The sequence below is a fragment of the Thalassolituus alkanivorans genome (genome assembly GCF_020447205.1).
Classification (GTDB): Bacteria; Pseudomonadota; Gammaproteobacteria; order Pseudomonadales; family Oceanobacteraceae; genus Venatoribacter; species Venatoribacter alkanivorans.
Map to the genome: position 1 here is coordinate 13,815 of NZ_JAJAEL010000027.1, position 16,910 is coordinate 30,724.

General features: G+C 51.6%; 15 protein-coding genes. 14 read left to right on the plus strand and 1 reads right to left on the minus strand.

Annotation, left to right across the window (positions count from 1 at the left end; all coding sequences use genetic code 11):
• Positions 1-20 precede the first annotated feature (20 nt).
• The 7 genes from bamA to rnhB are packed head-to-tail and all read left to right on the plus strand — an operon-like array spanning position 21 to position 7,153.
• Complete coding sequence (gene bamA / locus LGT44_RS09775) at positions 21-2,579, plus strand: outer membrane protein assembly factor BamA (RefSeq protein ID WP_230330398.1); 2,559 nt, start codon at positions 21-23, stop codon at positions 2,577-2,579.
• Between the two features lie 32 nt (positions 2,580-2,611).
• The gene (locus LGT44_RS09780; protein ID WP_230330399.1) at positions 2,612-3,106 is read left to right on the plus strand and encodes an OmpH family outer membrane protein; all 495 of its coding nucleotides are present in this window, start codon (positions 2,612-2,614) and stop codon (positions 3,104-3,106) included.
• A gap of 19 nt (positions 3,107-3,125) precedes the next feature.
• Positions 3,126-4,148, plus strand: a complete 1,023-nt coding sequence (lpxD, locus tag LGT44_RS09785) for a UDP-3-O-(3-hydroxymyristoyl)glucosamine N-acyltransferase (protein WP_145469994.1) — start codon at positions 3,126-3,128, stop codon at positions 4,146-4,148.
• The gene (gene fabZ, locus LGT44_RS09790) at positions 4,148-4,612 is read left to right on the plus strand and encodes a 3-hydroxyacyl-ACP dehydratase FabZ (RefSeq protein ID WP_145469995.1); all 465 of its coding nucleotides are present in this window, start codon (positions 4,148-4,150) and stop codon (positions 4,610-4,612) included. The genes lpxD and fabZ overlap by 1 nt, the downstream gene beginning before the upstream one ends.
• On the plus strand, positions 4,609-5,379 hold the full coding sequence (gene lpxA / locus LGT44_RS09795; protein WP_145469996.1) for an acyl-ACP--UDP-N-acetylglucosamine O-acyltransferase: 771 nt from the start codon (positions 4,609-4,611) through the stop codon (positions 5,377-5,379). Before fabZ ends, lpxA begins: the two co-directional genes overlap by 4 nt.
• 2 nt (positions 5,380-5,381) lie before the next feature.
• Complete coding sequence (gene lpxB / locus LGT44_RS09800; RefSeq protein WP_225690954.1) at positions 5,382-6,515, plus strand: lipid-A-disaccharide synthase; 1,134 nt, start codon at positions 5,382-5,384, stop codon at positions 6,513-6,515.
• A complete protein-coding gene (gene rnhB / locus LGT44_RS09805) occupies positions 6,515-7,153 on the plus strand; it encodes a ribonuclease HII (protein ID WP_145469998.1) in 639 nt (212 codons plus the stop codon). Before lpxB ends, rnhB begins: the two co-directional genes overlap by 1 nt.
• Positions 7,154-7,174: 21 nt before the next feature.
• On the opposite strand, the gene LGT44_RS09810 is transcribed toward rnhB, so the two are convergent.
• A complete protein-coding gene (locus LGT44_RS09810) occupies positions 7,175-7,981 on the minus strand; it encodes a lysophospholipid acyltransferase family protein (RefSeq protein WP_186435986.1) in 807 nt (268 codons plus the stop codon).
• A 78-nt stretch (positions 7,982-8,059) separates the two neighbouring features.
• On the opposite strand from LGT44_RS09810, the gene LGT44_RS09815 reads away from it, so the two are divergent.
• The 7 genes from LGT44_RS09815 to LGT44_RS09845 all read left to right on the plus strand — a co-directional run bounded on the left by LGT44_RS09815 (position 8,060) and on the right by LGT44_RS09845 (position 16,665).
• A complete protein-coding gene (locus LGT44_RS09815; protein WP_328296346.1) occupies positions 8,060-9,262 on the plus strand; it encodes a BaiN/RdsA family NAD(P)/FAD-dependent oxidoreductase in 1,203 nt (400 codons plus the stop codon).
• Between the two features lie 136 nt (positions 9,263-9,398).
• Positions 9,399-9,938, plus strand: coding sequence for a heme NO-binding domain-containing protein (locus LGT44_RS09820; RefSeq protein WP_230330400.1), 540 nt, complete (start codon positions 9,399-9,401; stop codon positions 9,936-9,938).
• Entirely contained in the window at positions 9,938-10,885 is a 948-nt protein-coding gene (locus LGT44_RS09825; protein ID WP_145470001.1) for a sensor histidine kinase, read from the plus strand. Before LGT44_RS09820 ends, LGT44_RS09825 begins: the two co-directional genes overlap by 1 nt.
• A gap of 206 nt (positions 10,886-11,091) precedes the next feature.
• Positions 11,092-12,690: an isocitrate lyase gene (locus LGT44_RS09830; protein WP_145470002.1), complete on the plus strand. Its 1,599-nt coding sequence runs from the start codon at positions 11,092-11,094 to the stop codon at positions 12,688-12,690.
• Between the two features lie 315 nt (positions 12,691-13,005).
• Positions 13,006-14,085, plus strand: a complete 1,080-nt coding sequence (locus LGT44_RS09835; RefSeq protein WP_230330401.1) for a GGDEF domain-containing protein — start codon at positions 13,006-13,008, stop codon at positions 14,083-14,085.
• A gap of 313 nt (positions 14,086-14,398) precedes the next feature.
• Entirely contained in the window at positions 14,399-15,556 is a 1,158-nt protein-coding gene (locus LGT44_RS09840; protein WP_230330402.1) for a ferredoxin reductase, read from the plus strand.
• Positions 15,557-15,564: 8 nt separating this feature from the next.
• The gene (locus tag LGT44_RS09845; protein WP_145470005.1) at positions 15,565-16,665 is read left to right on the plus strand and encodes a fatty acid desaturase family protein; all 1,101 of its coding nucleotides are present in this window, start codon (positions 15,565-15,567) and stop codon (positions 16,663-16,665) included.
• The last annotated feature ends 245 nt before the right edge of the window (positions 16,666-16,910 follow it).

Consider the following 16,910-nt stretch of genomic DNA (forward strand, 5'->3'; position numbering starts at 1 on the left):
TTGCTTGGATAACTATTTACATGCGTTCTTTGCTGTTTACGCTTTTTCTGGGGTTACTGTCGTCCATCGTCCGCGCCGAATCCTTTGTCGTTGAAGATATCCGTCTTGAAGGTCTGCAGCGGGTATCTGCCGGTACGGTATTCGAAGCTTTTCCTGTCAATGTGGGCGATCAGGTGGATTCTGCCCGTCTGGTCACGGCCTCCAAGCGCTTATTTAAATCCGGCTTATTTAATGATGTGCAGCTGCTGCGTGATGGCAATATCCTGATCGTACAGGTGGTTGAGCTGCCGACTATTACCGGTATCGAAATTGACGGTAACAAAGCCATTCAGACGGAAATGCTGCTGGATGGTCTGAAGCAGTCGGGGCTGGCGGAAGGCCTGGTATTCAAACGTTCTACGCTGGAACGCATCTCGCTGGAACTGGAACGTCAGTATGTGGCGCAGGGCCGTTATGATGCCGGTATTGAAACCGAAGTTGTGCGTCTGCCGCGCAACCGTGTGTCGCTGAAAATTCATGTCGAAGAGGGCAGCGTCGCCACCATCGAACATATCAATATTGTCGGCAACGAAGCGTTCAGCGATGACGAACTGCTGAAACAATTCCAGCTGCAGACCAGTAATTTCTGGTCCTGGTATTCCAGCGACAACAAATACAGCCGTGAGAAATTATCCGGCGATCTGGAAAAACTGCGCTCTTATTATCTCGACCGTGGTTATATCCGCTTTAACATCGAATCCACTCAGGTATCGGTATCCCCGGATAAAGAAGGGGTTTATATCACCGTTAACCTCACTGAGGGCGATGTGTATTCGGTGAAAGACATCAAAATGGCCGGTAACCTGGTGCTGGATGAAGCTGAGTTTACCCGCCTGCAGCTGATTAAAACGGGCGATACCTTTTCCCGTCAGTTAGTCACTTATTCCAGCGACCTGATGTCTAAGCGTCTGGGCAACGATGGTTACACCTTTGCCAAGGTTGATGGCATTCCGAAAATTCATGACGAAGATAAAACCGTCGATCTGACCTTCTTTGTTGAGCCGGGTAAGCGTACGTATGTTCGCCGCATTAATTTTACCGGTAACGAAGGCACCAAAGACGAAGTGCTGCGCCGTGAAATGCTGCAAATGGAAGGTGGCTGGGCCTCGACCGATAAAATTGATGCCGGTAAAAACCGTCTGAATCAGTTGGGCTTCTTCAAAACCGTAAACGTTGAAACACCAGCGGTTCCGGGCTCCGACGATCTGATTGACGTGAATTACAACGTTGAAGAACAACTCAGTGGCAGTCTGAACTTCAATATCGGTTACGCCGGTGGCAGCGGCATGATTCTGGGGGCCAGTGTCAGCCAGAATAACTTCTTCGGTACCGGTAACCGTATGTCGCTTGGTGTGCAGAAAAACAACACCGTGCAGTCGTATAACTTCTCTTACCTGAATCCGTATTACACCATCGACGGTGTGAGCCGTGGCTTTAACCTGTTCTACCGTAAAACCGACTATGCCAGCCTGAATACGGTCAGTGATTATCAGACCAACACCAAAGGCGGTAACGTGACCTTCGGCTACCCGATTTCCAGCCGTCAGCGTTTGTCGTTCTCTGTTGGTTTTGCCAATACCGAAATATTTGAAGGCACCACGGTGCCGGCGGAAATTGTCGACTTTCTGGAGAAAGAAGGTGACAACTTTGATGAATACACGCTGGGCCTGAACTGGCGTTATAACAACCTGAACCGTGGTCTGTTCCCAACGGCAGGTACCGAGCATAAATTGTCTGCAGACGTTTCCGTGCCGGGCAGTGACCTGACGTACTTTAAACTGGGTTACACCGCTAACTATTACTTCCCGATTGCTGAAGAATGGGCGCTGCGTCTGCGTACCGATCTGGGTTACGGCGATGGCTTCGGCGATCTTGAGCGCCTGCCGTTCTTCAAAAACTTCCGTTCCGGTGGTATTGGTTCGGTGCGTGGTTACCGCTCCAACAGTCTCGGGCCTAAAGGTCTGCCTGAATATGCACCGGTCAGTGTGGTACAGACCGATGCTGATGGTAATGTCGTGTATGAAACCGATGAGCTGGGTCGTCCGGTGGTGGACACCTCCGCGCCAACCGTGGTGTATAAAACCGACGAAGATGGTGCGGCGGTACTGGTCAGCAACAGCAATCAATATAAGCCGAAATACGAAACCAACAGCGATGGCTCCGTTGTCACCGCGCCTTACTATCTCGAAAGTGAACGTGCTCTGGGCGGTAATGTCCTGGCTGAAGCCAGTTTCGAGCTGATTTTCCCGCTGCCTTTTATTGAAGATCGCCGCTCGGTACGCAGTGTTCTGTTCTTCGATGCGGGAAATGCATTCACCAGTGAATGCTATGTGCCTTATGATGCTGATGTTCCGACACTCACCAAACACCCTTATTGTAATGAGGGGATTGATCTGGCTGAGATGCGTTTGAGCACCGGGGTAGGGCTGACCTGGATTACAGCGATCGGACCTCTGACCTTTACCTATTCGGTACCGCTGAACGAAAAACGCGGTGACCGTACAGAAGGATTCGAGTTCTCGCTGGGACAGGTTTTCTGATTGTATAACGACAAATAAATAAGGAGTCTGGGATGCGTTGGTTTATTGCGGTAATGGCGGCACTGTGTGTTCAGGTTGCAACAGCAGAGGCAGGTAAAGTAGGCGTTGTCGATATGGAGCGTGCACTGTTCCTGTCGGATGCAGCAAAAGTTTCGATTAAGCAGTTCGAAGCCGATAACAAAACCGATATTGAAAAGCTGAAAGGTCTGGAAACAGACCTGTTGGCGCTGAAAGAAAAAACCGAGAAAGACGGTGACGTAATGAGCGATGATGAGCGTCGCAAATTGGCCAATGACTACGAACAGAAGTCAACAGAATACAAATTCTATGGCCGTAAGCTGCAACAGCTGGAACAGAAATGGAAGCGCGAATTTTTCCAAACACAGTTGCCTCAACTTGAAAAGTTGCTTAAAGCAATCATCGATGAGGGCGGTTATGATGTGGTGCTTCAGTCCGGTGCGGTGATTTACTCATCACCAAAGACGGATCTGACCAAGTTGTTGTTGGAACGCTTGAACGCCAAGTAAGCGATTTCGGGACATGATGATGCAATTAAGCTTAGGTGAACTGGCTCAGCGACTGGGAGCCGAATTGATTGGTGATGCCGATACGGTCATTCGTGGGGTGAATACCCTGAAAGATGCGACCGCGACCGATGTCAGTTTCCTGGCCAATGCCAGTTACCGCCGCCAGCTGTCAGACAGTAATGCAGGAGCGGTAATCGTTGGTGCCAAAGAAGCGGCAGAGGTAAAAGGCGCTGCTCTGATTGTGGCCAATCCTTACCTGAGCTTTGCGCTTGTGACCCAGATGTTTGATAACCGTCCGCAACCAGTGCGTGGCGTCCACCCCTCTGTGGTGGTGGCTGCCAGTGCAACTCTGGGGGCGGATGTCAGTATCGCTGCCAATGTGGTGATCGGTGAACATTGTGTGATTGGTGACGGTTGTGAAATCGGCGCCAATACCGTGATCGGCGACCACTGTGTGCTGGGCCGTGATTGTCTGCTGCGCGCTAACGTTACGCTGTACCACGATGTGGTGCTGGGTGATCGGGTGCAGATACATTCCGGTGCAGTGATTGGTGCGGATGGTTTCGGCTTTGCGCCGGACAAAGGCCGCTGGCATAAAATTGCCCAGCTCGGCGGGGTTCGTATCGGTAATGACGTCGACATCGGCGCCAATACCTGTGTTGACCGTGGTGCCTTGGCCGATACCGTCATCGAAGATAACGTCATTCTCGACAACCTTATTCAGATTGGCCACAACGTGCGTCTGGGTGAGGGAAGCGCAATGGCGGCCAATGTAGGTGTTGCCGGCAGTACTACTATCGGAAAACACTGTACGGTTTCTGGTGGTGCTGGTATCGCCGGGCATCTGACCCTTGCTGATGGCGTACATGTGGCTGCTATGACCACGATCAGTAAATCGATCACCGAGTCAGGGGCATATGCGACCGGGACTGCACAGATGCCGCTGAATGAATGGCGTCGCAGTGCAACTCGCTTCCGACAACTGGATTCTATGGCCAAACGGCTGCAACAGTTAGAAAAAAGTCACGAAGGTAAAGCTTGATGCCAGCGCACACTATTCAAGAGATACAGGAATTTTTGCCACATCGTTATCCGTTCCTGTTAGTTGACCGAATTAAGGAAGTGAATCTGGACGCCGAGGACGGCGCCAATATCCGGGTCATTAAAAATGTCACCATTAATGAAGAGTTCTTTAATGGCCATTTTCCCGGACACCCAATCATGCCCGGCGTATTAACGCTGGAAGCTATGGCCCAGACAGCAGGATTGTTGGGGCTGACCATGCTGGGCGATAAACGTAAGCCGACAACACTGTATTATTTTGCTGGTGCCGATCATGTGCGCTTCAAGCGCCCGATTGTGCCGGGTGATCAGGTATGTCTCGAAGCCCGCTTTATGAGTGGCCGTCGTGGTATCTGGAAATTCGATTGCCGTGCACTGGTTGATAATAACGTGGTCTGTGCGGCAGAAATCACCTGTGCAGAGAGAGAGCTGGAGCAAGCATGATAGACCCGAGAGCCATCGTTGATCCCGGTGCCCGTATTGCGGCAAACGTGGAAATAGGGCCTTTTTCCATTATCGGTCCGGATGTAGAAATCGGCGAAGGTACAGTTATTGGCCCGCATGTGATTGTTCGCGGGCCAACGACTATTGGGAAGAATAACCGCATATTTCAGTTCTCCAGCATTGGTGAAGAGTGCCAGGACAAGAAATATGCCGGAGAGCCAACCACTCTGGTGATTGGTGATAACAATGTGATCCGTGAGGCCTGCACTTTCCACCGCGGAACAGTGCAGGATAATGGCACCACCATCGTCGGCAGTAATAACCTGTTTATGGTGAATGTACATGTCGCACACGATGCCATTATTGGTGATAACTGCATTCTGGCCAACGACACCAACGTTGCCGGCCATGTAAAAATTGGTGATTGGGCGATTCTGGGCGGTGCTACGCAGGTGCATCAGTTTTGCCTGATCGGCGCACACTCTATGTGTGGCGCCGGTACTGTGGTGTTAAAAGATATTCCTGCTTATGTGATGGCGCTGGGTTATCCGGCGACTCCGCATGGCATTAACAGTGAAGGCCTGAAACGCCGTGGTTTCAGCAAAGAAAGCATTATGCTGATCCGCAATGCTTATAAGATTCTTTACCGTCAGGGGCTGACTCTGGCTGAGGCACTGGAAGAACTGGTACCTCTGGCCGGGCAGGACGATGGCGTGCGCTTATTGGTTGACAGTCTGCAGGCTGCGTCACGGGGCATTATCCGATAATTATGCGTATTGCTATTGTTGCCGGTGAGACGTCGGGCGATATGCTCGGCGCAGGCCTGATTAAATCTCTTAAAGCCCGCTACCCCGATGCCCAGTTTGAAGGTATTGGCGGCCCGTTGATGCAGGCTCATGGTTTCCACAGTTTTGTACCGATGGAACGTCTGGCGGTAATGGGGCTGGTGGAAGTTCTCGGGCGCTTATTCGAGCTGCTGAAGGTCCGCCGTGATCTGGTCAAATACTGGAAGAAAAATCCGCCGGATGTCTTTATCGGCATCGATGCCCCGGATTTTAATCTCACTCTGGAACAGAAATTACGTGCAGCGGGTATTAAAACCGCGCATTACGTCAGTCCTTCGGTCTGGGCCTGGCGGGAAAAGCGCGTGTTTAAAATCGCCAAAGCCGTCGATCTGATGCTGACGCTGTTTCCGTTTGAAGCCCGGTTCTATGAAGAACATCAGGTGCCGGTGAAATTTGTCGGCCATCATCTGGCAGATAAAATCCCGTTTGAAACACCGGTCGCTCCGGCCCGGGAAACGCTTGGGCTGGATAGCAAACGTCCGGTGGTTTGTCTGATGCCCGGCAGTCGCAGTGGTGAGGTCGAACGTCTGGGAGCTTTGTTTCTGCAGACTGCTGAACGCATGTTGCTGAAGCGCAACGACCTGCAATTTATTATTCCGGCCGCCTCGGTCGAGCGCCGCAATCAGATTGAAGCTATGCTCGCCGCCTATCCGGCCAGCCTGCCGGTTAAAGTGGTGCTGGGTCAGTCGCATACCTGTATGGCCGCTGCCGATACTATTTTACTGGCGTCCGGTACAGCGACTCTCGAAGCCATGCTGCTGAAAAAGCCAATGGTGGTGAGTTATATCGTGGCGCCACTGACGTATAAAATTCTGAAAAAGCTGGTCACTCAGCCTTATATTTCGCTGCCTAATTTACTGGCCGGACGCGAATTAGTACCGGAGTTTATTCAGCACGAGGCTACGTCTGAAAATCTGTCTGAAGCACTGCTGGTGCGTCTGGAAGATTCTGACGCCATGCATCAGCTGCATGAAACTTTTCTGTTTATTCACCGCCAGCTGAAGCGTAATGCCGATGATGAAGCGGCGGATGCGATCAGCGCTTTGCTGCAGCGATAATGACTGACGCTATTACGACTGAAAAAGCCACTGCTTTTCAGACTGAGATCGAAGCCTCCCTGTTCGAGCAGGGCATTCCTTATTGCGGTGTGGATGAAGCCGGCGCCGGCCCTTTATGCGGTGACGTTATGGCTGCGGCTGTCATTCTTGATCCGGAAAATCCGATCGAAGGGCTGAACGATTCGAAAAAACTCACGGAAAAAAAGCGTGAAAAATTATTCGATGAAATCCGTGAAAAAGCGCTCGATTATTGTATTGCCCGTGCCACGGTAGAAGAGATTGACCGGCTGAATATTCTTAATGCGCGTATGCTGGCAATGAGCCGCGCGATTGACGGCCTTAAATTGCCTTGCCAGCACGCGCTGGTGGACGGTAATAAAGCGCCGCAAACCCCGCTCGAAGTAACCACCATCATTAAAGGCGACAGTCTGGTAACGGCGATTTCCGCGGCCTCGGTACTGGCTAAAGTTCAGCGCGACCGGGAAATGCTGGAACTGGATAAACAATATCCGGGGTACGGTTTTGCCAAACACAAAGGTTATGGCACCGCCGCGCATATGGAAGCCTTACAGGCGCTTGGTCCCTGCGAAATTCACCGGCGCAGTTATGCACCGGTAAAAGCCCTGCTGCAGGACTGAACAAACGGATTTAATGCGCACTTAACGGCGGAATTTAATCGCCTGTTCGTAGGTGCGGCGACGCAGAAGATCGCGCATGGCCTCATTGCTTTCCAGCTGTGCCAGTTCCTGCCATTCTATCCGTTCACCAATTCCCATCTGAATCGTTGAGTTTTGTTTCTTCAGGAATTCTGCCGGAATCCGCAGCGTGCGCAGCGCAGGGTGCACTTTTCCCAGCATATGAAAACTGCGGCTGTTATGACCATGAAAGTAAATCGGGATGACCGGCACTTCGGCTTTGCGGATCAGGCGCATGCTGGAAATTGACCAGGGGCGGTCATAAACACCGGATTGGCCTTTATACCAGGTAGACACTTCTCCGGCGGGGAACAGCCCCAGCCCTTCACCACGTTCCAGCTGAGCCAGAGATTTACGCATACCGCCCATGCCTTTCGGGCCTGAATTTTCAAATGGGTTTACGGTGATAAACAGGTCGGAAATCGGTGCAAAATAGCTCAGCAAGAAATTAGCAACCGCACGGAATTCGGGGCGCTTCCGGCCAATCACCAACAGCAGAATAACGCCATCAAGAAAGCCAAAGGGGTGGTTGGACACGGTAACAAAAGGCCCTTCTGCAGGAATGGCCGCATCAAGGGCTGCAGGGTCGTAATCCAGATGGATTTTCAGGTGGTGCAGGGCATTTTCAATCATATCGATGCCCTGTTTTTCGTCCAGCTGATTGTAGATACGGTTCAGTGTCGGACCTTTCAGCAGGCGCAGCAGAAATTCCAGTTTACGCGGTGTCAGGCCGGTGGCCTGCAGTAAGCCCTGACGATCAAACAACTCCATAGCGCAACTACTCTTTATTATTGGATTCGGTGGCATAATAGCGCCCTGTCCACAGACCGCGGCGCGTTGAATAATTTTATGACCGAAATGCTACAGAAATTTGATGTTATCGTCATTGGCGCCGGTGCCGCCGGATTAATGTGTGCTGCACAAGCGGCTGCCCGTGGCCGTTCGGTACTGATTGTTGATCATGCCAATAAAGCGGGTAAGAAAATTCTGATGTCGGGTGGTGGGCGTTGTAATTTTACCAATTACTTTGTCGCCCCGGATAAATACCTCAGCCATAACCCGCATTTCTGTAAGTCGGCGCTGAAACGTTATACCCAGTGGGATTTTATTGCGTTGGTGGAATCCCATGGTATTGCCTATCACGAAAAGAAAGACGGCCAGCTGTTCTGCGATAACAAAGCATCGGACATCCTCAATATGCTGCTCAGCGAGTGTGAGCAGCAGGGCGTGCAGATCTGGCTGGACACCGCAGCCAGTGATATTGCTCAGAGCGATCAGTCAGGCTGTCGTTATCAGATGAAGGCGGGCAGTCGCTTGCTTGGCTGTGAGTCGCTGGTGGTTGCAACCGGCGGGCCGTCAATTCCAACGTTGGGAGCGACAGGCTTTGGCTATGAACTGGCGCAGCAGTTTGGTCTTAAGGTATATCCGCCGCGGGCGGGTCTGGTGCCTTTTACCCTGACCGATCATAACAAGCAGCTGAGTGAGGCATTGTCCGGCACGGCACTTAATATAGAGGTGGAGTGCGCGGGCCAGGTTTTCCGCGACGATATGCTGTTTACCCACCGGGGTCTCAGCGGCCCGGCCATGCTGCAGATTTCGTCTTATTGGCAGGCGGGACAGAGCCTGATGATTAATCTGCTGCCTGAACAGGATGTGGCAGCGCTGCTGCGCCAGTTGCAGCATGAGCGGCCAAAGCTGACGCTGAAAAACTGGCTGGCGGAGCTGACCACACAGAAGTTTGCCGAGTACTGGCTGGCATCCTCTGTCTGGCAACAAAGCACGCTGGCTCAGCTGTCCGGTGCCGATATGGATGCCATTGCTCAGGGGCTGCATCAGTGGCAGGTTAAACCGGCCGGAACCGAAGGTTACCGCACCGCCGAGGTGGCACTGGGCGGGGTCGATACCGCTGAGTTGTCATCCAAAACCATGGAAGCGCAACGCTTCCCGGGCTTGTTCTTTATTGGCGAGGTGGTGGATGTCACCGGTCATCTGGGCGGGTTTAACTTCCAGTGGGCCTGGTCAAGTGCAGTGGCAGCCGCTGAGTTTGTCTGATGCATTCGCGTACAAGACGGTCTTAAAACCACATTATTAAGATACTTTTCTTCTGACAGCCGGAAGGTAGATCTGAGTGACCGGAGATTGATTGGCTAAACTGAAGTCAAACTGGTCTGTTACGGGAAGACTTCCGATGAAAGGTGTGGTTTTTGACATCCTGCGTGACATGGTCGAGGAGCAGTTCGGCCTTGCTGGCTGGAATGCGCTACTCGATAAGGCCGGTGCTGATGGGCTGTATATCTCAACCCAGACCTATCCGGACGAGGAGTTACTGAAACTGGTTGCTGCAGCCAGCGAGGTAACGGGTAAACCTGCCGATGAGCTGGTGTTCAGCTTTGGTGAGTTCATGGTGAAAGAGTTCTACAAGTGCTTTCCGGGATTTTTCGATAACGCCAGTGGCCTGATTGATTTCCTGATATCGGTTGACCGCATCGTGCATGTCGAGGTGAGGAAACTCTATCCGGATGCGGCCCTGCCCAGTTTCACCTATGAAGGTGGCAGCAGTGACGAAGTCACGATGAATTATCGCTCTCCGCGTAAGCTTTGCCGGCTGGCAGAAGGCCTGATCGCCGGCAGTGCCGAGCATTTTGGCGAGAAATATCAGCTGCAGCATGATCCTTGTATGCACCGGGGCGCAGATTGTTGCAGTCTGCACATTAAGCTGGAGAGGTAATGGTCGCGATGTCTGAGATGGATTACGAAAAAGCCTACCTGCGGGAGAAACAGCTGCGTAAACAAGCGGAGCAATTGTTGGAAGACCGTTCGCGTGAACTCTTTCTGACCAATGAACAGCTGAAAGAAGTAAACCGCAATTTGCAGGAGCAGCAGCAGATTGTTGTGCAATCAGAAAAAATGGCTTCGCTTGGCGTCCTGGCCGCCGGGGTCGCCCATGAAATTAATAATCCACTGGGCTATATCTACAGCAATTTTTCCAGTCTGGTGGAAGGTCTGCAGGATATACAGCGCTTTCTGCATCATATGGACGGTATCATCGCTAAAGGCGACACTGCCGAATCTCTGCGTGATGGCTGGCGTAATGCCTTATTACAATATGATATTGCCTACCTGCTCAGTGATTATCAGAGTCTGGCACTGGAAACCATTGAAGGGCTGGAGCGGGTAAAGCAGATTGTGGCCGATCTGAAATCCTTTATCCGCCAGGATGATGGTGAAAAAGCGCCGGTGGATGTGAATGACTGCCTGCGTGGGGCGCTGAATATTCTTAATAATCAGACCAAATACCATGCGCAGGTCGATGTTGATTATGGTGAGCTACCGGTTATTCAGGGCTATTTTGGCAAGCTCAATCAGGTGTTTACCAACCTGATCGCCAATGCCAATCAGGCCGTACCGGAAAATGGTCTGATCCGTATCAGCAGCCGGCTGGTGGATGGCTGGATTGAGGTTGCGGTCAGCGATAACGGCCACGGCATCAGCGAAGAGAACATGCGCTACCTGTTTACCCCGTTTTTTACCACCAAGCCGGTTGGGGAAGGCACGGGCCTGGGATTGTCGATTTCCCATGGCATGGTGCAGGAGCACGGCGGCGAAATACTGGTAAAAAGTAAACCCGGCGAAGGCTCGACCTTTACCGTCAGACTGCCTGTTAAGACCGATTAGCCGGGGCTTCCCGCGTATCTGCTCAGCCTTGTCGGGCTGACATCTCTTGTTTGATTCCTTCATTCATATAAGAAATATCAGGTATACATGGTATTGATTTCAATTATGGGGATGAAATCACTACTATTCGCCTGCATTTAACGTATTGCCCGCAGTCATTGTGACTGTCAGGACGAACGTCACCCACCAACTTGAAGGACTGATTCATGTCATACCAAGCTGAAACCAAAACCGCTCAGGCGCTGATCGAACAGAACGGTGCTCAGTGGTCTGCTATCAAGCCAGAATCTGTAGCCCGTATGCGTCTGCAGAACAAATTCAAAACCGGTCTGGATATCGCTAAGTACACTGCCGCTATCATGCGTCGTGACATGGCTGCATTCGATGCAGACAAAACCAAATACACTCAGTCTCTGGGTTGCTGGCACGGTTTCGTAGGTCAGCAGAAACTGATCTCCATCAAGAAGCACTTCGGTACTACCGAACGTAAATACCTGTACCTGTCTGGCTGGATGGTTGCTGCTCTGCGTTCTGACTTCGGTCCACTGCCTGACCAGTCTATGCACGAGAAGACTGTTGTTGCTGACCTGATCGAAGAACTGTACAAGTTCCTGCGTCAGGCTGATGCACGTGAACTGGGTGGCCTGTTCCGTGAACTGGACGCTGCACGCGCTGCTGGCGACGAAGCTAAAGCCAAAGAAGTTGAAGCTAAGATCGATAACTACGAAACTCACATCGTACCTATCATCGCTGACATCGACGCTGGTTTCGGTAACGAAGAAGCCACTTACCTGCTGGCTAAGAAAATGATCGAAGCTGGTGCTTGTGCACTGCAGATCGAAAACCAGGTTGCTGATGAGAAGCAGTGTGGTCACCAGGACGGTAAAGTTACTGTTCCACACGCTGACTTCCACTCTAAAATCCGCGCTCTGCGTTACGCTTTCCTGGAAATGGGTGTTGACGACGGTATCATCGTTGCACGTACCGACTCCGAAGGTGCTGGCCTGACCAAGCAGATCGCTGTTGTGAACGAGCCAGGTGACGAAGGCGACATCTACAACTCCTTCCTGGACGTTGAAGAAGTAACTCCTGAAGAAACCAAAGCTGGTGACGTACTGATCAGCCGTGATGGCAAACTGGTTCGTCCTAAGCGTCTGGCTTCTGGTCTGTTCCAGTTCCGTGAAGGTACTGGCCATGAGCGTTGCGTATTCGACTGTATCCACGCTATCAACGCTGGTGCTGACCTGCTGTGGATCGAAACTGCGATCCCAACTGTTCACGAAATCCGTGACATGATGAACGACGTTCGTAAAGTTCACCCAGATGCGAAACTGGTTTACAACAACTCTCCATCTTTCAACTGGACTCTGAGCTTCCGTCAGCAGACCTATGATGCATGGGTTGCTGAAGGCAAAGACGTTTCTGCTTACGACCGTAGCAAGCTGATGTCTGCTGACTACGATGCGTCTGAGCTGGCTGCAGAAGCTGACAAGCGTATCCAGAACTTCCAGGCTGAATCTTCACGTGAAGCGAACATCTTCCATCACCTGATCACTCTGCCTACTTACCACACCACTGCTCTGTCTGTGGATAACCTGGCTAAAGAATACTTCGGCGAAGCCGGTATGCTGGGTTATGTTGCTGGCGTACAGCGTAAGGAAATCCGTCAGGGTATCGCTTGCGTTAAGCACCAGAACATGTCCGGTTCTGACATCGGTGATGATCACAAAGAGTACTTCTCTGGTGATTACGCACTGAAAGCAGGCGGTGCTAAGAACACTTCTAACCAGTTCAACAACATCTAAGATCTCTTAGAAAATGTTGACACGTTAGTGTTCAGAAAAAGCGACCTTCGGGTCGCTTTTTTTATGGCTGTTATCCGCTGCCGGGGAAAGGGAGGGGCATACTGCAGGCTGTAACATTCTGCAACGGCATGTTGCCTTTAGGCGTTACCAAAACTCACAGAAGATCCATCGTCTCGGTAGGTATTACTCGTTAATATCAATATCAGTGGCGTATATTTACCAATAGCTGTGGCTCTGCAGTTGTCTGGTCATGCCTTATCGCCTTGCCGTTCCCGTCTTCTTCTTACGTGGTGGCAGGCCCTGACAGGAAACATCATGGCGGTTACCCCGGAATCCCTTCACCAGCGTGTGATTTTTAAGGTTTTGCTGTTAATGGTCAGCGGTGCTGGCATCCTGTACTTCCTTATTAATATTCAGCGCGGACTGGTCGGGTTGGCCTGGGCTGAGCTGGCGATGAGCATCGCCTCGTTGTGGTTATGGCGTAATGTCGATGCTTTGAAAGCCCTGCGGCTGTGGTCTTTTCTGTACCTGATCCCGTTTTTCTCCATCATCCTGTTTGCATTGTCTGACCCACGTATCAGCTACGGTATGTTTGTCTGGGTACTGCTGATTCCGATTGTTTCTTATCTGTTGCTCGGTTTGTGGCGTGGCTTTGCTATGGCTTGCCTTTTTATGACGCTGGCAGCCATCGTTTATATCTGGCGCTTCCACAGTAACCCGGAAGTGATTAATACGGTTGTACTGGCGAATGTGATGGTGTGTGCCGCTGCCTTGTGGGCCTTCTCTCATATTTATGAGTTAAGCCGCGAACGTTCGCAAAGAATCCTGCTGAAGCTGGCATCCAGAGATGCTCTGACCGGTTTATATAACCGTCTGCGTCTGACTGAAATCTTTAACCGTGAGCGTCAGCAGGCCGAAGTCCAGCGACAGCCGCTCAGTCTGCTGCTGATCGACCTCGATTATTTTAAGAAAATTAACGACCATTACGGCCATGACACAGGCGATCAGGTTCTGGTGGCTGTCGCGTCTCATATTCAGCGGAATATCCGTCGCCGGGATTCGGCCTTTCGCCTCGGTGGCGAAGAATTCTGCATCCTGCTGCCCGGGAGTGGGCGGGAAGAAGCACATGCTGTTGCCGACGTTTTACGTACTGGCCTGGCGGAACAGCATCCGCTGGTCGCGGGTCTGCCGGTCACACCGACGCTGAGTGCCGGAGTTGCTACCCTCGGTGATGACGGAAAGGATTTTGTTCACCTCTACAGCATGGCCGATCAGCGATTGTATCTGGCCAAGCATTCCGGCCGGAACCGCGTGGTCAGTCAGGGGCAGGCGCTGCAGGGCGATACTGTTGAGGGAGAAAGAGCATCGTCTCCGGTATTGCAGGCAACGCTGTAATTCTGATGTGCGGATTACCTCTTTATGGTCGTGATTGTCTGGCCATTTTCATAATATTAATTCCTTTGGTTCATCAATTCTTAAAGAGTCGGTGTGTTTTCTCTGAGCTGAAAGTCAGTCCTGCAAGCGCGGCTAAGCCTGATGGCTGATTGTGGGTTAGGGAGCACTTACTCGGCTTGTGTGTATTGAATCTGCTGAAAAAGAGCTGACTTTGTGCTGGATTTTCGCTGTTGGACTTTAGTCGGATGAGTCGTTAAAACACGCGCTGATAACCAAACACACGCAGATGTGTCCACATTGAATCAGGTGCATTATGACGACCATGACCGACCCGGCGCTCTCACCGCGCTCCTCCGGGCCAGCTCCGCTTGCTGCAGCAACAGGTGTGGGGCTGCGCCGCTGGCTGGCATCCAGCCTGACCCAGCACGACCATTTTTCTGCTTATTTTGAACCGCTGATCCAGCTTTTTCTGCCTCACTGGAGTACCGCTGGCTGGCGTGCCCGCGTACTCGAAGTACGTACGGAGCTCGAGGATGTGTATTCACTGGTGCTGCGTCCGGCTAAAGGCTGGGCGGGTTTTCAGGCCGGACAATACGTTGAAATCAGCGCAGAACAGGATGGCCGCCGGGTCAGCCGGATCTTCAGCATTTCATCCTCTCCCGCCTATTTTGCCCGTACCGGACTGATTGAACTGACCATCCGCGTACAGGATCAGGGACGTATAACGCCCTGGTTACGCCAGCATTTTGCCGGTGGTGGACTGGTAACTCTGTCAGCGGCACAGGGGGATTTTATTGCGAGCGAGGGCAGTGCTCCCTTGCTGCTGATTGCCGGTGGCAGTGGCATCACACCTTTCCGTTCGCTGTTGCAGCAACTGCAGCGTCAGGGCTCTGCGCGCCCGGTGCAGTTGCTGTATTTTGCCCGCCATGCACAGCACTTTCTGTTCCGTGAAGAATTCGACCGTCTGCTGCTGGATATGCCGCAGTTCAGTCTGATACTGCTGAACAACGAAGATCATGGTTTTATCAGTGCAGAGCATATCCGTGAATATTGCCCGGACTTCTCCGCCCGCGACATTATGATTTGTGGCCCGACGCCGATGATTCAGGCCGCGCGTGCCGTACTGAGTGAGCTTGCGGTTGATCCGGCGCAGATCCGTTTTGAATATTTTGGTGCGGCACCCATTGATATGCAGCGTGCCAATGCCAGTGACACGCTGGTGGCCTTTAAACGTTCGGCAATTAATGCCGACGTTGCCGCTGAACCGGCACAGACACTCCTTGATGTCGCAGAACAGGCCGGACTTAAACCCGTCAGTGGTTGCCGTATTGGCGTCTGCCATCAGTGCATCTGCAAAAAGGAAAGCGGGGTGGTGTTTAACACCAAAACCGGTACCTATTCCGATACCGGCAGCGAAGATATTCAGCTGTGCATCTCGGTTGCCGCCAGCGACCTGATTCTGGATTTGTGAGGCCAATAATGACAACAAGTATTCCATCAGCAGAAACCCTGTTAAGTTTTGAACAGGAAATTAATGCCATCCGCGATGAAACCCTGAGCAAAGTCGGCCAGGCCGATGCCGATTATATTCGTCGTGTTATCCGTTTTCAGCGGGGGCTGGATTTAAGCTCCCGGCTGGTGATTGTGCTCGGTTTTATACACCCGTTATTCTGGGTTGCCGGGGTTCTTATGCTGGCGCTGGCTAAAATTCTCGACAATATGGAAATTGGTCATAACGTGATGCACGGCCAGTATGACTGGATGAATGACCCGCACATTAATTCGCGCAATTTTGAGTGGGATATTGTCGGCGATGGTGATTCCTGGAAGCGTTATCACAACCACGAGCACCACACCTATACCAATATTATCGGTAAAGACCGTGACTACGGTTATGGTCTGCTGCGCCTGAGTGACGATATTCCATGGCGAAAGAAAAACCTCTGGCAGTTTTTTACTTACCTGAATCTGAGCCTGTTATTTCAATGGGGCGTGGCGTATCACGAGTTAGCTGCCGAACGTATTTTCTTTGGCAAACGGCGTAAAGAGAGTCATCTGCCGATCAGCCGCAGTGAATTAAAATCGGCTTTTTTCAGCAAAATCGGCAAGCAGGTTTTTAAAGATTATATTTTCTGGCCGTTGTTGTGCTTTCCGGTTTTCTGGTCGGTATTGCTGGGCAACCTGTGTGCAAACCTGATCCGCAATCTGTGGACCTCGACCATTATTTTTTGCGGACATTTTACTGAAGACGCGCAAACCTTCAGTGAAGAGGAATGTAAAAACGAAACCCGCGGTCAATGGTACTACCGCCAGATTCTGGGTTCGTCCAACCTTGAAGGTGCGCGCTGGTTTCATATTCTGACCGGCCATTTAAGCTGTCAGATTGAACATCATCTGTTTCCGGATATTCCGGCACGTCATTATCCTGCGATGGCGCAAAAGGTAGAGCAGGTGTGTAAGACGCATGGCATTCCTTATAACACCGGCTCGTTTGCTCATCAGTACCTGACGGTGGTTAAACGCGTGTTGCGTTATTCCTTCCCGGATAAAGCGGGGCAGGAACCACTGACCAACCACTGAGCGCATCTGCGTTCGGGTTCTGACGGGGAAGCCGCTAACGGCTTCCCCGTTTTTGTATCTGCATGATCCGTCTTGGTGCGCAGACGGTGCATCACGGCTGTTTTTTAGTGCGGATTTTTGCTGGTTTCCATCTTTATGGGCCAATCTTGCCCTGCAACTCTGGCATAATGTGGCGGTTTTATTCATATTTCTGTTATTCCTGACCAGTTGGCCAAGTTATTGCTAAATTGGCAATGAATCTGTTT

What these genes read in the sequence shown, in the direction of transcription:
- bamA (WP_230330398.1), top strand. Translation starts at nt 21, where the DNA reads ATGCGTTCTTTGCTGTTTACGCTTTTTCTGGGGTTACTGTCGTCCATC.
- LGT44_RS09780 (WP_230330399.1), top strand. Translation starts at nt 2,612, where the DNA reads ATGCGTTGGTTTATTGCGGTAATGGCGGCACTGTGTGTTCAGGTTGCA.
- lpxD (WP_145469994.1), top strand. Translation starts at nt 3,126, where the DNA reads ATGCAATTAAGCTTAGGTGAACTGGCTCAGCGACTGGGAGCCGAATTG.
- fabZ (WP_145469995.1), top strand. Translation starts at nt 4,148, where the DNA reads ATGCCAGCGCACACTATTCAAGAGATACAGGAATTTTTGCCACATCGT.
- lpxA (WP_145469996.1), top strand. Translation starts at nt 4,609, where the DNA reads ATGATAGACCCGAGAGCCATCGTTGATCCCGGTGCCCGTATTGCGGCA.
- lpxB (WP_225690954.1), top strand. Translation starts at nt 5,382, where the DNA reads ATGCGTATTGCTATTGTTGCCGGTGAGACGTCGGGCGATATGCTCGGC.
- rnhB (WP_145469998.1), top strand. Translation starts at nt 6,515, where the DNA reads ATGACTGACGCTATTACGACTGAAAAAGCCACTGCTTTTCAGACTGAG.
- LGT44_RS09810 (WP_186435986.1), bottom strand. Translation starts at nt 7,981, where the DNA reads ATGGAGTTGTTTGATCGTCAGGGCTTACTGCAGGCCACCGGCCTGACA.
- LGT44_RS09815 (WP_328296346.1), top strand. Translation starts at nt 8,060, where the DNA reads ATGACCGAAATGCTACAGAAATTTGATGTTATCGTCATTGGCGCCGGT.
- LGT44_RS09820 (WP_230330400.1), top strand. Translation starts at nt 9,399, where the DNA reads ATGAAAGGTGTGGTTTTTGACATCCTGCGTGACATGGTCGAGGAGCAG.
- LGT44_RS09825 (WP_145470001.1), top strand. Translation starts at nt 9,938, where the DNA reads ATGGTCGCGATGTCTGAGATGGATTACGAAAAAGCCTACCTGCGGGAG.
- LGT44_RS09830 (WP_145470002.1), top strand. Translation starts at nt 11,092, where the DNA reads ATGTCATACCAAGCTGAAACCAAAACCGCTCAGGCGCTGATCGAACAG.
- LGT44_RS09835 (WP_230330401.1), top strand. Translation starts at nt 13,006, where the DNA reads ATGGCGGTTACCCCGGAATCCCTTCACCAGCGTGTGATTTTTAAGGTT.
- LGT44_RS09840 (WP_230330402.1), top strand. Translation starts at nt 14,399, where the DNA reads ATGACGACCATGACCGACCCGGCGCTCTCACCGCGCTCCTCCGGGCCA.
- LGT44_RS09845 (WP_145470005.1), top strand. Translation starts at nt 15,565, where the DNA reads ATGACAACAAGTATTCCATCAGCAGAAACCCTGTTAAGTTTTGAACAG.